This window comes from Aromatoleum buckelii (genome assembly GCF_012910785.2).
GTDB classification, from domain to species: domain Bacteria; phylum Pseudomonadota; class Gammaproteobacteria; order Burkholderiales; family Rhodocyclaceae; genus Aromatoleum; species Aromatoleum buckelii.
Map to the genome: position 1 here is coordinate 355,214 of NZ_WTVH02000010.1, position 13,447 is coordinate 368,660.

The window sequence follows — 13,447 nt, forward strand, 5'->3', positions numbered from 1 at the left end:
TCCAGGGTGGCAATTTATGCAATCGGTGACATTCAGGGGTGTTACCGCGAATTTCGAGAACTGATCGACCAGTGCGGCTTCGACCCGTCGAACGATCGCCTGTGGCTGGTCGGCGACTTGGTCAACCGCGGACCCGCGTCGCTCGAGACCTTGCGCTTCGTCCGGTCGCTCGGCGACGCAGCGGTTAGCGTGCTCGGCAACCACGACCTGTATCTCCTCAAGATCGCGTACGCCGGCGCGTCGGGCCGCAAGCGCCACGACACGCTGCAGCAGGTGCTCGAGGCGCCGGATCGCGACGAACTCATCGCCTGGCTGCGGACACTGCCGCTGATGCATCTCGAAGGCGACTACGCGATGGTCCACGCCGGCCTGCTGCCCGGATGGACCGCCGAACGCGCCCGGGCGCTCGCGCGCGAAGTCGAAGCCGCGCTCTCGGGGGAATCCTGCGAAGCGTTCCTGCAGCACATGTGGGGCAATTCGCCGAAAGCGTGGAGCGATGACCTCGCCGGGTGGGAGCGGCTGCGGGTGATCGTCAACGCGATGACGCGCATGCGTTTCTGCACGCCCGACGGGCGCATGGAATTCGATGCGAAAGGGCCGCCCGACAGCGCGCTGCCGAATCATCTGCCGTGGTTCGCGCACCCGAACCGTGCCAGCAGCGACACGACCATCGTCTGCGGCCACTGGTCCGCGCTCGGATTGCGCAGGGAGCCGAACCTGCTCGCCCTCGATTCCGGCTGCGTATGGGGCGAAAAGCTCACCGCGGTGAGACTCGAGGATCGCCAGGTATTCCAGGTGCATGCGGGGAAGCGGCTTGGGTCGTTCTGAGTCGCTGCCGGCGGTGGAAATCCGTGCGACTGCGCCGGTGCGCCAAGCGAGACTCGCGCTGATCTCGAGCCAGGCGTATTCGATCCACAATTTCCGCGGCCCGTTGATCCGCGACTGGGTCGCGCGTGGCCTGCAGGTGTTCGCGCTCGCACCCGACTACGACACCGCGAGCCGCGACGCCGTGGCCGCGCTCGGCGCCGAACCCGTCGATTACAGCCTCGAGCGGGCCGGCATTCGGCCGCTGCGTGACGTGCGCGACATTTTCCGGCTCGTGCGCCTGCTGCGCCAGCTGCAACCCGACTATGCGTTCACGTATTTCATCAAGCCGGTGATATATGGCACTTTCGCGGCGCGCCTCGCCGGTGTGCCGAATCGCTTCGCGATGGTCGAAGGCGCGGGCTATGTCTATTCGGAAGAAAGCCCGGGCTTCTCGCTGCGCCGCCGCGTGCTGCGCGCCGCGGTCAGCGGCTTGTACCGGGCGGGCCTCGCCGGGGCGCATCGCGTGTTCTTCCTCAACCGGGACGATGTCGAACTGTTCGTCCGCAGCCGCATGGTCGCTGCCGAGCGCGTGATCATGCTCGGGGGCATCGGCGTCGATCTCGGCTGGTTTGCCGCCGCGCCGCCGGTCACGGATCCGCCGACTTTTCTCCTCGCGGCCCGGCTGCTCGCCGAAAAGGGCGTCCGGGAGTACGTCGAGGCGGCGCGGCGGGTTCGCGCCGTGCATCCGTCCGCACGTTTCATCCTGCTTGGCAGCATCGACGCCAATCCGGGTTCGGTCAGCGAAGCCGAACTGCGTGCGTGGAATGCCGAAGGTGTCGTCGAATGGCGAGGTCACGTCGGCGACGTTCGCCCGGCCATTGCCGAAGCGAGCGTCTTCGTCCTGCCGTCGTACTACCGCGAGGGCGTTCCGCGCAGCATCCAGGAGGCGATGGCGATGGGCCGCCCGATCATCACGACGGACATGCCGGGGTGCAGGGATACTGTCGAGCCGGGTGAAAACGGTTGGCTGGTGCCGCCGCGCGATGTCGATGCGCTGGTCGATGCGATGCTCGGTTTCATCGAGCGGCCCGAGCGAATCGCATCGATGGGGGCCGCGAGCAGGCGCCTCGCCGAGGCGCAATTCGACGTGCGCCGCGCGAACGCGCGCATCCTTGCGGCAATGGGGTGTGGCTGATCGCCTGCCTATCCTCACGCCGGCGCCGACCGCGTTCCGGCGATGGATCGGCGAGGCGATAATTTTTCGGTAACCGGGTAAACTCCCTTGCTTCGATTCTGCCCGTGCAAGGCCCCCCAGACATGAACGCCCAGTCCGCGCCTGCCGAAAACGGCGCCGTTGCGGTCGCATCCCGCCCCCGCCTGGGGGAATTGCTTGTCCGCAGCAATCGCCTGTCCAATCGTGACCTCGAGCAGGCGCTTGCTGCACAGCAGGAAATCGGCGACCTCATCGGCCGTGTTTTGGTGCGGCTGGGGCTGCTGTCGGAGATCGACGTCGCCCGTGCGCTTTCGGAACAGCTTGGCATTCCGCTCGCGCAAACGCCGGATTTTCCCGACGAGCCGATCGAAGTGCCCGGGTTGTCGGTGGACTATCTGCTGGCGCACGCTGTGCTGCCGGTGCGGGTGGTCGATGGCGTCGTCGTCGTCGCGATGGCGATGCCGCAGGACCCCTTCCTGACCAAGGCGCTGCGGCTCGCTTCGGGCCTGTCCGTCGAGCCCTGGCTGGCGATCGAGTCCGAGCTTCAGTCGGCGCTCGAGCGCCTCTACGCTCCCCCGGAGGAAGTCGACGAGGACGAAGGAGACGGTTTTCTCGGCGCCATCGACGGCGACAGCGAATTCGTCGAGCACCTGAAGGATCTCGCCAGCGAAGCTCCCGTCATCCGGCTGGTGAACCAGATCATTTCCCGCGTCATTGACCTGCGCGCGTCCGACATCCACATCGAACCGTTCGAAGACGGGCTCCACATCCGGTACCGCGTCGACGGCGTGCTGCAGGACGCCGAGCTTGCCGACAGCGGCCTCGCCGCAGCCGTCACGTCGCGGATCAAGCTGCTGGCTCATCTGAACATCGCCGAACGTCGCCTGCCGCAGGATGGGCGCATCAAGAACCGCGTGAAGGGCCACGAACTCGACCTGCGCGTATCGACGCTGCCGACCGTCCACGGCGAAAGCGTCGTGATGCGGGTGCTCGATCGCGCGAGCATCCGGCTCAACCTCGAGGACATGGGCTTTGCGCCCGACAACCTTGCCCGCTACCGTGAGCTGATCGACCGTCCGCACGGCATCCTGCTTGTCACGGGCCCGACCGGCTCGGGCAAGACGACGACGCTTTATGCGTCACTTGCGAAGCTCGATTCGGCCGCGCTGAAGATCCTCACCGTCGAAGACCCGGTCGAATACCAGCTCGAAGGCGTGAACCAGGTGCAAGTGCTGCCGCAGATCGGCATGACTTTCGCCCATGCGCTGCGCTCGATCCTGCGCCAGGATCCGGACATCATCATGATCGGCGAGATGCGCGACACCGAGACCGCACAGATCGCCGTGCAGTCGGCGCTGACCGGCCACCTCGTGCTGTCGACCCTGCATACCAATACTGCAGTCGGGGCGATCATCCGCCTCGAAGACATGGGCGTGGAGCGTTACCTCATTACCTCGTCGGTGAATGGCGTGCTGTCGCAGCGCCTGCTGCGCCAGCTCTGCCCGCACTGCAAGGAAGCTGCCGAACTGCCGGAAGCCGCGGTGAAAAAGGCCGGGCTCGACCGTTTCATGACGTCCGGCAGCCGCACCGTGCAGGTTGCGCGCGGTTGCCCCGCGTGCAAACACACGGGGTATCGCGGGCGCACGTCGATTCACGAGCTCTTCGTCATGGATGACGCCGCACATCAGGCGATCCTCGCCGGGGCGGACGCGACGACGCTGCACCAGGTCGCCCGCAAGGGCGGCATGCTGACGTTGTACGAAGACGGCCTGCGCAAGGTCGCCGCCGGCATCACTTCGCTCGACGAACTGCTGCGTGTGACCCAGGATCAGGGCAATGCCTGATTTTGCCTACCGCGCGGCGCAAGCGGACGGCCGCATTTTCGAAGGGCATGTCGACGCCGCCAACCGCGAAGCTGCGATGCGTACGCTGCGCGGCAAGGGGTTGACGCCCTTGCAGCTCGATGTGACGGAGCGGAGGGGCGCCGACCTTCATGCCGCTTCGGCAGCAGGGAAGGACGGCGCCGGGCCCGCGGCGGGGGAGGCGGCTTTCCCCGCCCGACGGCGCATGCGCCTGTTCTCCGCCGACCGCGGCCCCGACCACGCCGACGTCCATAGCATTACCGGTCAACTATCGGTGATGCTGCGCGCGGGCTTGCCGCTCGACCGGGCACTGCGCGTCCTGATCGGCATGGGCGGCAAACCTTCGGTCACCGCGCTGCTCGAAGACGTGTTCAAGTCGGTCAAGGCCGGCAAGGGGTTGTCCCAAGCGCTGGCCCCGCACCAGGCGCTGTTCGGCGAGTTCTACATCAACATGGTCCGCTCCGGCGAAGCCGGCGGGCAACTCGCCGACGTGCTCGGTCGCCTCGCCGAACATCTCGAGCGCGTCAAGGAACTGCGCGAATCAGTGGTTTCGGCGCTGATCTATCCGGCGATCCTCGTCGTCGTCGCGGCGATCTCGGTTTTCCTGATGCTCGGCTTTGTCGTGCCGCAATTCGAAACCCTCTTCGACGACATGGGCGAAGCGCTGCCGCTGCCGACGCGCCTGATCGTCGCCGCCGGCCATCTGGTCGCCGACTGGGGCTGGCTGATCGTGCTCGTCGTTGCCGGCCTCGTCTGGCTCGTGCGCCGCTGGCTCGCCACGCCGGCCGGCCGCGACAAGCGCGATGCGTGGATGCTGCGCCTGCCGGTGCTCGGCGAAGTCACCCGCAAGTACGAAGTCACCCGTTTCGCGCGCAGCATGGGAACGCTGCTGGGCAATGGCGTGCCGATCGTCACCGCGCTGAAAATCGCAGCGGAAACCATGACCAACCAGCGACTGCGTGCGGCGATGGCGGGCGTGGCCCCCGCGATCAAGCAAGGCGGGCGCATGGCGGACGCGCTCGGAAAAACCCAGCTCTTCACCCCGCTCGGGCTCAACATGATACGGCTGGGGGAAGAAACCGGCCGGCTAGATGCGATGCTGCAGGAGCTGGCCCGGGTGCACGACGTCGAAGTGCAGGCCGGCGTGAAGCGGGCGCTGACCCTGCTCGAACCATTGCTGATCCTGACCCTGGGCGCGGTGATCGCTGCGATCATCGTGTCGATCCTGATGGGCATTCTTTCTGTCAATGATCTGGCGATGTAGCTTCATCCGGGTGATCAACTCATATCGACACGATGTTCTCGCAGGTTGTTTTCGAGGGTTCCTCTGCGTATAAAATCATGTTTTTTGCTGCGCCACATGGCCAGAACTGGAAACGTAATGACACGAAATCATCCTTCCCGCAAGCCTGCAAAGGGCTTCACGCTCGTCGAACTCCTCGTGGTGCTTGCGATCCTCGGGCTCCTTGCCGGCCTGGTCGGCCCGCGCGTGCTGGGGCAACTGGGTGGGGCGAAGAGCAAGACGGCTAACGTTCAGACCAAGGATCTTGAACAGGCGGCGGAACTGTTCAAACTCGACGTAGGCCGTTTCCCTTCGCGTGAAGAAGGGCTCGAAGCACTTGTCTCGAAGCCGAGCGCTGCTGCGGGCTGGAATGGACCCTATCTGAAGAAGGGCGGCCTACCGCTGGATCCCTGGGGCAATCCTTACCATTTGGAAGTTCCAGGCAGGAATGGCGACATCGACATCTACACGCTCGGTGCCGACAATTCCCCGGGGGGTGAGGGCGAAAACGCCGATGTCGGCAATTGGCATTGAGTCAGCGCGTGTGCTCACGTCTTCAATCGGTCATCCGATGGAGGCAGTGTGGCTTTACCCTGATCGAACTCATTGTTGCGTTGAGCATTGGCGTGCTTGCCTTGAGCGCGGCGCCGTTCGCGGTGTCGCGTGCATATGAAACCATGGAGTACCGGGCGACGGTCAAGCAGGTCCTCGCCGGTATCAAACTTGCCCGTGTGGAAGCCTTGCGTTCGGGGCAAAGCACCGCCTTCAACGTCGACCTCGATGCACGCCGGTTCGGGATCGAAGGGCATCTTGACAGCGAACTGCCAGAAAGACTGACGATGCGACTGATTGTCGCGGATGTCGAGATCGACCAAAGTCGCGGCGGCATTCGCTTTTATCCTGACGGCGGTGCCACCGGCGGGACGCTCGAGATTCTGCGCCCCTCAGGTGACGGCGTACGAATTACTGTCGATTGGCTCCTCGGTCGCCTCAGTCAGCAGGCGATCGCCATTTGATGGTTAAATCCTCCATCGTGCAGCAGCGTGGCTTTTCGCTACTCGAGGTGCTGGTCGCCCTCACGATCATGGCACTTTCGCTAGCCAGTCTTTATCACGCGACTGGCGGCAGCGTCCGTGCCATGGTCGAGGCGGATCGGCAAACCCGCGCACTGTTCCTCGCCCAGTCGATGTTGGCTCAATATCCCGCGGTGCCAAATGGTGGCGTCCGGGATCAAGGGCTGTACGACGACATGCGTTGGCGACTCATCTCAGAGGCCTGGCCCGTAGCGGGCGACTCTCCTCCCGTGCTCCTGCATCGCATTGTCGTCGAGGTCGAATGGTCCGATCGTGGTCGCCAGCGGCAACTTACCCTGGCGAGCATTGCGCCCGAACGATCCGAACTGCGGTGATGGGTAAGCTGATAGTGAGAAGAAGAAATCCACGTAACTCGGGTTTTACTTTAGTCGAGGTCGTTGTTGCGCTCACCCTGTTGTCACTGGTTCTGCTCGGTTTGGTAGGGGCGCTTCGCAATTTCGGACAGACGAGTGTTCGCCTTGAAGCGCAAACGCTTGCTGCCGATGACCTACGATTGGTTAGCGGCTTGCTTCAACGCACAATGGCTCGCACTTCGTCGCGCACATGGAAGGATCCGTCCACTCAAGCGGTACGAACCTGGTTCGCAGGGGGTCCTGAAGGCCTCGTCTGGCTGGGACACCTGCCTGTCCGGCATGGTGTCGGGGGTCTTAACCATCTACGCTTGTTTGTGAGCAACACGAGGTCACCATCCGATGAGCGCAGATACTTGGCTCTTCAGCTGACCCCTTATGCCGGTGACGATAGTCCTCCCGACTGGGGTGCGCTTGAATCTTTGGTGCTGCTTGACGATATCGAGTCCCTGCAACTGCAATATCAGAGCCTCGGTGAAACCGGTTGGCTCGACGTGTGGGATGAACCCGCCGTCCTGCCCGGATTTGTCCGGGTGATGATTACCGTGCGCGGGCGATCTTGGCCGCCGCTGGTCGTGCGACTGGAACAGGCCGAGCTGCAGCCCGAGTCTCAAACGGTGGCAAAACCCGCAGTACGGCGGAAATAAGCTTATGTTTTGTTCGGACCGATCCTGTTCACGCCGTTCCCTCAACATTTCCTTCTCCTTCACCAGTTCCGGGCTCGCACTGATTGCCGTCATGTGGCTGGTCGCTGCCCTCTCCGTTCTGGTGACCGGGATAATTGCCACGGCTCGCGCAGATCTGCGCACTACCCAGAATTTCCGGCTTTTTGCCGAGCATGCGGCTGCAGGGGACGCTGCGATAAGGCTTGCTGCCGTGGCTATGCTCATGGCACCTACGGCGTCGGGGCCGGTCAAGTTCCAGTTTGCCTTCGAGGGGCGGACATTGAACGTCGAGGTGTACCCTGCGTCTGGCTTCGTTGACCTTAACCACGCGTCCACCGATCTCCTGCGCGAAACGTTGGCCTATGGGGCGGAGCTATCCGAAAATGACGCTCGGATCCTTGCCGATCGCATTGTGGACTGGCGAGACCCGGACCGGTCTTCACTGCCTGACGGAGCCGAACGTCCTGAATACGAAGCTGCACAGAGTCGATTCCGGCCCCGTGACGGGCCCTTCGAATCAGTGGATGACCTCGTTCAGGTGCTCGGGGTAAGTCTCGATCTTCATGATAAACTTCGCGGCTTGCTCACTACCCGTGGTGAGTCCCCGGGGGTGGACCCGCGCTACGCGCCGGCTCCCGTTCTTGCAGTCCTGGCCGCAGGAAATATCCGTGCCGTTGATCGTGTCCTTGCCGCACGCGCGCGGAACGATCCCCTTATCGATATGACAGCTTTGAAACAAGAATATCTCGCCGATGCCTCTACGCTTCACTACCGCTTCGAGGCTTGGCGGCAGGAGGGCGATCTACGCCTCTCGCGTGTGCGGTGGCTCGATCTGGGACGCGTGAGTTCAACGGGCATTCCCTGGATCGAGTTTGACGCGGAGCCGGTAACGGCGGAACGGGTGGTCAGGGAATACCCCAGTGGCGTTTGACGCAGGCAATCTCAGCCTTTTCGGCCTGGATTTGGGCCGCGGCTGGCGGACGCTGCGACAGGGATGGTCCGATGCGCTGGACTGGCCCCTTTTTCGCTGGTTTCGCCCAGTGGTGCCGGTCAGGGTGCAACTCCCCGACGGCTCCACGCAGTGGCGCGCAGGCGCATCGGCCCGCGCAACTCCCCCGGCGAAGGAAAACAGCATCCAGGCCGTCCTGTTGCCAGACGATCTGGTTCTTTTCCGCGATCTGGTATGTCCCGATCTGGTCCTGTCCGATCTTCAGCAGGCGGTTGCATTGCAGGCCCGGGAGCACAGTCCGTTCGGCGCCGACGAGCTGGTATGGGGATGGCGTGCGTCCGAGCGGGAAGATGGCTGTCAGGATGTTCGTCTAGCGCTGTGCTCTCGCGCTCATGTGGAAAAATACCTTCTTTCGCTGGATCAGACTGCCGCCGGGAGTCAGGAAATATGGGCCGACCTCGGCCTGCCCATCGTTATAGCAGGCTTCGGAGAGGCGCGGCGCGAGCGCGCTTGCGCTCGTCAGCGTATCGGGATGGTTTTCAGCGTGGCGCTGCTCGTGTTGATGCTGCTCTCGCTCGTGGCGATGCCATTCCTGTTGAAGCGTGCACAAGTTTTCGATGCCCAGGCACGACACGTCCTTCTCGTTAATGAAACAGCGCAAGTCGTCGCTGACCGCGAGGCATTGCTCAAGGCCATGGCGCGAGTAAATGCAGTGAAAGCGCAGCTCCGGGGGCAGGTGGATCTGCCGGCTGTGCTGGAGGCCCTCACCCGGATTTTCCCCGACACGGCGTTTCTCAATAGATTCGAAGTCTCCGGAGACAGGGTCCGTATCGGAGGATTTGCCGACAATGCGGCTGCTCTCGTCGAAACACTGGGTGCGCAGGCGGGATTTCGCGACGTGCGTACCCCGAGTGCAATCTCGCGGCGCAGCGATGGCAAGGAGTCCTTTTCTGTCGAGTTCATCTACCGGAACGAAAAAAACGCGGTGGCCGTGCAATGAGACAGCGCGCCTATCTCAGCGTCGGGTTTCTTGTTGTCCTGGTTATGCTTTTCGCCGTCCCGGTGGTGGATCAATTTCTCTTTCGTTATAGCTGGGCAACGCAGACCTTGGCGGAGATCGAGTCGCGGCATGCCCGCCTGCTTGGCCTGCGCGATGCCGCCCCACGCATCAAGGCAGCTCTTGCCGAATCACTCACTGTGCTAGAGCGCCATGCATACCCGGCCGAAATCGGCAGCGGTCGGGTCGGCGCCGATCTGCAGCAGCGTGTTCGGCGTATCGCCGAGGCCGCCGGAGTTACGGTCGTCGGCAGTCAGATTCTTCCGCCTCGCGAGACGGCGGGAGTGGAATTGGTCCCCCTGTCCGCCACCCTCGATGCCGACACAAATGGTCTCGCCGATTTTTTACTTGCCCTGCCGGTCGAGCGGCCATCCATACAGGTAGATAACATCGAAGTGACGAGTTCTCGTCAGCGGACTTCGGCGGCGGAAGGAAGAATTCGTATCCAGATCAATGTCAGCTCCATCCGCCTGCTGCCATGATTGCCCCGATCACACGCTACGCGCTCCTTCTGAGTGCAATAATCGCGGTGGGGATTGTCCTCCTGTGGCAAAGCGGGGAAAAGAACTGGGCGCCGCCGCAACCCCGGTCTCTGGACGAGTCACTTTTTGACATCCCGAAAATCGAACACAAGTCTCCTGAAGAGGGAACTTCGGGGGAAACACGCCTGCGTCCTTTGTTCATTTCAACCCGAAGAGCTTCGCCTGAATCGGAGCGCAAGGCTGAGGAGGGGCCTGATCCCTTTGCAGACATAAGGGTTCTCGGGTTATTTGCTTCAGACAAAGAGGGTGGGGCGGTTTTGCTCGTCGAGGGCAAACCCAAACGGGTACGCTATGGCGACAAGATCGGACCTTGGGCACTGCAAAGTGTTGACGGTACGCGCGCCGTGTTTGTCGGAAATGGGGGCAAGCAAACCGTTCTCCAGATGCGATATTTGACGAAGCCCGCGCCAGGTTCAGCCCGCGCCAACGAGGCGTCGCCCGAGAGTGCCATCGAGGGGGCGACCGCCGGACCCGAAGGGACTCGTGCCGGAACGGCGTCCGAGAGTGCCGGCTCGCGCGAGGAAGCTCGGCGTCTACTTGCTGAAAAACGTCGTGCTCGAGCAGATGAACGACGGGCCCGTCTCGAAGAGCTTCGACAGCAGCGTCCATGATTCAGCAACAAGTGAGCAATATGCGCTTTAGATCCAGTACGTTATTCCTGGCTGTTGTGCTGGCGGTATCCGGCTGCACCACTATGGCTCCCTCGGTTCAAACGAGTCGCAGGGTCGGCGCGTCCGTTCCAGGGCAAGAGGGGCGCGTCCCACAGGAGCACGGGGCGGAAAACGACAATGGCCAGAACGCGGACAAGATCGAGGCGCCCTCGGACAGCGCAAGTGGCGGTGCACCAACTCTCTTGCGGGGCACGGATCGCATGTTCGCGCCCCCCAAGTCGGAACCAGCAGTAAAACTGCGCGGTGCGGACGTCTCGCTGAAGTTCGAGCAGGCGCCAGTGGCAGAAGTCGTCCACGCCGTAATGGGCGACATTCTCAATGTGCCATACTCGATTGGCCAGGCCTTGGACGGCGTGATAACGCTGCATACCCATCTGCCTTTGCCGCGCGACAAGGTTTTTTCGGTTTTCGAGTCCACACTCAAGGCAAACGGTCTTCTAGTGGTAAAGGATGCGGCCGGGGTATATCACATCGGCCGCCCCGAGACGCTACGCAGCGTGGCCCCTTCGCTGGAAAACGTTGGAAGTTTACCGCTCGGGCACAATATGGTTATCTTGCCGCTGCAATATGTGGGTGCCGCGGAAATGGCAGATATTCTCAAACCGTTGGCAACTCCCGAAGCCTTCGTCCGCGTCGACACTTTCCGCAACCTGCTGATTCTCGCAGGTACGCGAGCCCAGATTGAAAGTTGGACAGAGATTGTCAGCACCTTCGATATCGACGTGTTGAAGGGGATGTCTCTAGGCCTCTTTCCCCTCAAACATACTTCCGCGCGAGAAGTGGACGCCGGGCTCAAAGCCGTACTGGCGGGCACAGGTTCTCCCGGCGGTGCTGCTGCGCCTCAGCCTGCAGCTCGGCCGGCGAACCAGGGGGCGACAGGTGCTACGGGGACTGCGGGGACTGCGGGGACCTCTGCCGTTCCGGACATGACCGCACTGCAAATCTCCGGTCCGGTTTCAGGAGTCATTCGGATTGTCGCGCTCGATCGCCTTAATGCGCTGCTTGTGATCACTCCCCGTTCCCATTATCTGGATACCGCACGCGAGTGGATTGAAAAGTTCGATCAGCCTAGATCCGGCGGGAGCGAGCCCCAGCTCTATGTTTATCCGATTCAAAACGGAACGGCGCAGCACCTGGCCAACCTGCTTAACGGCATTTTCGGTGCCGGTGCTACCGCTCAGCAACCACAGACTCCACGATCGGTCGCCCCAGGGCTAGGAGCCAGCGTTCTTGGCGGCGGGCTCGGGATAAGCGGATCAGCTTCAGGTTCCGGCACTCTGGGGCTGAGCAGCGGCCGTTTCGGTGTGTCTCGACTCGGTGCCGGGAATGATTCCAATGTCACGGCGCAGGAGCTGGTGCAATTTTCTCTCGGTTCTCAGGTCCGTGTCGTCGCCGATGAGCAGAATAACGCGATCCTGCTATACGCTCCTCCTGGTGAATATAACAAGATCGAAGCAGCACTCCGGAAACTCGATGTCGCCCCGACCCAGGTTCTGATCGAAGCGACGATTCTCGAAGTCACGCTTAACGACGAGCTCAAATACGGCCTGCAGTGGCACTTCAGCGGGAAAATCGGATCGAACGGATGGAGCGGTCAAGGGCAGCTTACCAGCGGTGATACCAGTGTGCTTTCGCCGACCAACCCGGGTTTCTCCTACTCTGTAATCAATCCCCTCGGGCAAATCCGAGCCGTGTTGAATGCGCTTGCGCAGAAGTCCCTGCTGAACGTGATCTCAAGCCCGAGCATTCTGGTGCTGGACAACAATACTGCAGAAATTCACGTCGGCGACCAGCAGCCTATTCGCACGTCGCAGACCATCACTGATGGTGGCCTCACCACCACCTCGATCGAGTACAAGGACACCGGAGTCAAACTCGCAGTCTCTCCTTCTGTGAATGCGGGCGGGATGGTGACGATGACGGTCGAGCAGGCAGTCACGGATGTCGGTCAGGTGGACATCGCAACAGGCCAGCGGACCTTCCTTCAGCGACAGTTGGCGAGCAGGGTGGCTGTTCGAAACGGTGAAACGATCGTGCTGGGCGGATTGATTAGGGATAACAATAATCGGGACAGGCAAGGTATTCCGCTGTTGCATGATTTACCCATATTGGGGGATCTGTTCGGGACGACATCGGACACTACTGTCCGTACTGAATTGTTGGTAATGCTTACCCCGCGTGTGGTCGATAATGACGCGGCGCTCCGCCAAATCGGAGACGAGCTGAAGTTGCGCATGCGCAGCCTGGACCATTTGCCCAGACGCATTTCTGCGTTGCGGGGGGACAGTGCGGAAAGTATCGAGTCGGTTCCCGGTCACGACAAGAGCACCGTGCCTATTCAGTGATTCCGGTATATTTTGGTCCGATTTTCGACTGTAATGCTCTGCCGTGGAGTTTTGTCCGCAGGCGACCGACATCCGGGACGTGCGACAGCGCACGTAGCGGCCGGCCTCCACGAATATTACAACCAGTTACTTTTGAAAGCGTTGTCGGCATAAGCCCGCCGGTCATGATTCTGGCAGTATCCGGACTCTGCGAGTCGAAGCGGATCCGGACAGATGCCGGATCTTGCCGAAGTCCAGGTCCTCTCCCGTTCGACCCTCGAGTGACGCCGTATTTCTGGGGCGGAAGTTTTGCCATTAATGCCGGTTAATTATCCGACTGGTTCGCTTGTGAGTAGCTGCGCAAAAAATGATGTTTTTCGTAGCTACTTCTGATGGTGCGGCTTTTTTGCGCTTGGCATGAATGGTTTTCCGCGTGGTTTTAGCCTGTTGCGAAAACCTACCAAGGGAAATTTTAAGTGGATAATTCGTTTTTTTGTTTTCGTGCATGCATTAAACGCATTTGTGTTGCCTCGAGTGGTGCGGAGAGGGCCAGGGCAAGGGCAAGGGAAGCCGCCGTGGACAGCCATTCCAGAAGAGTTGTAGTCGTCGATCGAAGGCGCGGCAGTGCTCC

General features: G+C 61.8%; 13 protein-coding genes. All 13 read left to right on the forward strand.

The genetic code is table 11. The annotated features are described in order from the left end of the window. Positions 1 to 6: 6 nt before the first annotated feature. Complete coding sequence (locus tag GO608_RS12320; RefSeq protein ID WP_169199331.1) at positions 7 to 828, forward strand: symmetrical bis(5'-nucleosyl)-tetraphosphatase; 822 nt, start codon at positions 7 to 9, stop codon at positions 826 to 828. After that, positions 815 to 2,002: a glycosyltransferase family 4 protein gene (locus tag GO608_RS12325; RefSeq protein ID WP_169199330.1), complete on the forward strand. Its 1,188-nt coding sequence runs from the start codon at positions 815 to 817 to the stop codon at positions 2,000 to 2,002. Before GO608_RS12320 ends, GO608_RS12325 begins: the two co-directional genes overlap by 14 nt. Positions 2,003 to 2,124: 122 nt before the next feature. After that, positions 2,125 to 3,864, forward strand: coding sequence for a type II secretion system ATPase GspE (gene gspE, locus GO608_RS12330; RefSeq protein ID WP_169199329.1), 1,740 nt, complete (start codon positions 2,125 to 2,127; stop codon positions 3,862 to 3,864). Beyond that, positions 3,857 to 5,146 (forward strand): type II secretion system F family protein, encoded by a 1,290-nt coding sequence (locus tag GO608_RS12335; protein ID WP_169199328.1) that lies wholly within the window; start codon positions 3,857 to 3,859, stop codon positions 5,144 to 5,146. Before gspE ends, GO608_RS12335 begins: the two co-directional genes overlap by 8 nt. Before the next feature lie 117 nt (positions 5,147 to 5,263). Beyond that, entirely contained in the window at positions 5,264 to 5,698 is a 435-nt protein-coding gene (gene gspG / locus GO608_RS12340; RefSeq protein WP_169199327.1) for a type II secretion system major pseudopilin GspG, read from the forward strand. Then, positions 5,695 to 6,180, forward strand: coding sequence for a GspH/FimT family pseudopilin (locus tag GO608_RS12345; RefSeq protein WP_211159471.1), 486 nt, complete (start codon positions 5,695 to 5,697; stop codon positions 6,178 to 6,180). Before gspG ends, GO608_RS12345 begins: the two co-directional genes overlap by 4 nt. Then, on the forward strand, positions 6,180 to 6,572 hold the full coding sequence (locus tag GO608_RS12350; RefSeq protein ID WP_169199326.1) for a type IV pilus modification PilV family protein: 393 nt from the start codon (positions 6,180 to 6,182) through the stop codon (positions 6,570 to 6,572). The genes GO608_RS12345 and GO608_RS12350 overlap by 1 nt, the downstream gene beginning before the upstream one ends. After that, positions 6,572 to 7,255: a prepilin-type N-terminal cleavage/methylation domain-containing protein gene (locus GO608_RS12355; RefSeq protein WP_169199325.1), complete on the forward strand. Its 684-nt coding sequence runs from the start codon at positions 6,572 to 6,574 to the stop codon at positions 7,253 to 7,255. Before GO608_RS12350 ends, GO608_RS12355 begins: the two co-directional genes overlap by 1 nt. A 91-nt stretch (positions 7,256 to 7,346) precedes the next feature. Beyond that, entirely contained in the window at positions 7,347 to 8,204 is an 858-nt protein-coding gene (locus tag GO608_RS12360; RefSeq protein ID WP_247003106.1) for a type II secretion system minor pseudopilin, read from the forward strand. Then, on the forward strand, positions 8,194 to 9,222 hold the full coding sequence (locus GO608_RS12365) for a PilN domain-containing protein (protein WP_169199323.1): 1,029 nt from the start codon (positions 8,194 to 8,196) through the stop codon (positions 9,220 to 9,222). Before GO608_RS12360 ends, GO608_RS12365 begins: the two co-directional genes overlap by 11 nt. Further along, on the forward strand, positions 9,219 to 9,761 hold the full coding sequence (gene gspM, locus GO608_RS12370; protein ID WP_169199322.1) for a type II secretion system protein GspM: 543 nt from the start codon (positions 9,219 to 9,221) through the stop codon (positions 9,759 to 9,761). Before GO608_RS12365 ends, gspM begins: the two co-directional genes overlap by 4 nt. Beyond that, positions 9,758 to 10,432 (forward strand): hypothetical protein, encoded by a 675-nt coding sequence (locus GO608_RS12375; protein ID WP_169199321.1) that lies wholly within the window; start codon positions 9,758 to 9,760, stop codon positions 10,430 to 10,432. The genes gspM and GO608_RS12375 overlap by 4 nt, the downstream gene beginning before the upstream one ends. Continuing rightward, a complete protein-coding gene (gene gspD / locus GO608_RS12380) occupies positions 10,429 to 12,837 on the forward strand; it encodes a type II secretion system secretin GspD (protein WP_169199320.1) in 2,409 nt (802 codons plus the stop codon). Before GO608_RS12375 ends, gspD begins: the two co-directional genes overlap by 4 nt. Positions 12,838 to 13,447: the final 610 nt, after the last annotated feature.

What these genes read in the sequence shown, in the direction of transcription:
- gspE (WP_169199329.1), top strand. Translation starts at nt 2,125, where the DNA reads ATGAACGCCCAGTCCGCGCCTGCCGAAAACGGCGCCGTTGCGGTCGCA.
- GO608_RS12335 (WP_169199328.1), top strand. Translation starts at nt 3,857, where the DNA reads ATGCCTGATTTTGCCTACCGCGCGGCGCAAGCGGACGGCCGCATTTTC.
- gspG (WP_169199327.1), top strand. Translation starts at nt 5,264, where the DNA reads ATGACACGAAATCATCCTTCCCGCAAGCCTGCAAAGGGCTTCACGCTC.
- GO608_RS12350 (WP_169199326.1), top strand. Translation starts at nt 6,180, where the DNA reads ATGGTTAAATCCTCCATCGTGCAGCAGCGTGGCTTTTCGCTACTCGAG.
- GO608_RS12355 (WP_169199325.1), top strand. Translation starts at nt 6,572, where the DNA reads ATGGGTAAGCTGATAGTGAGAAGAAGAAATCCACGTAACTCGGGTTTT.
- GO608_RS12360 (WP_247003106.1), top strand. Translation starts at nt 7,347, where the DNA reads ATGTGGCTGGTCGCTGCCCTCTCCGTTCTGGTGACCGGGATAATTGCC.
- gspM (WP_169199322.1), top strand. Translation starts at nt 9,219, where the DNA reads ATGAGACAGCGCGCCTATCTCAGCGTCGGGTTTCTTGTTGTCCTGGTT.
- GO608_RS12375 (WP_169199321.1), top strand. Translation starts at nt 9,758, where the DNA reads ATGATTGCCCCGATCACACGCTACGCGCTCCTTCTGAGTGCAATAATC.
- gspD (WP_169199320.1), top strand. Translation starts at nt 10,429, where the DNA reads ATGATTCAGCAACAAGTGAGCAATATGCGCTTTAGATCCAGTACGTTA.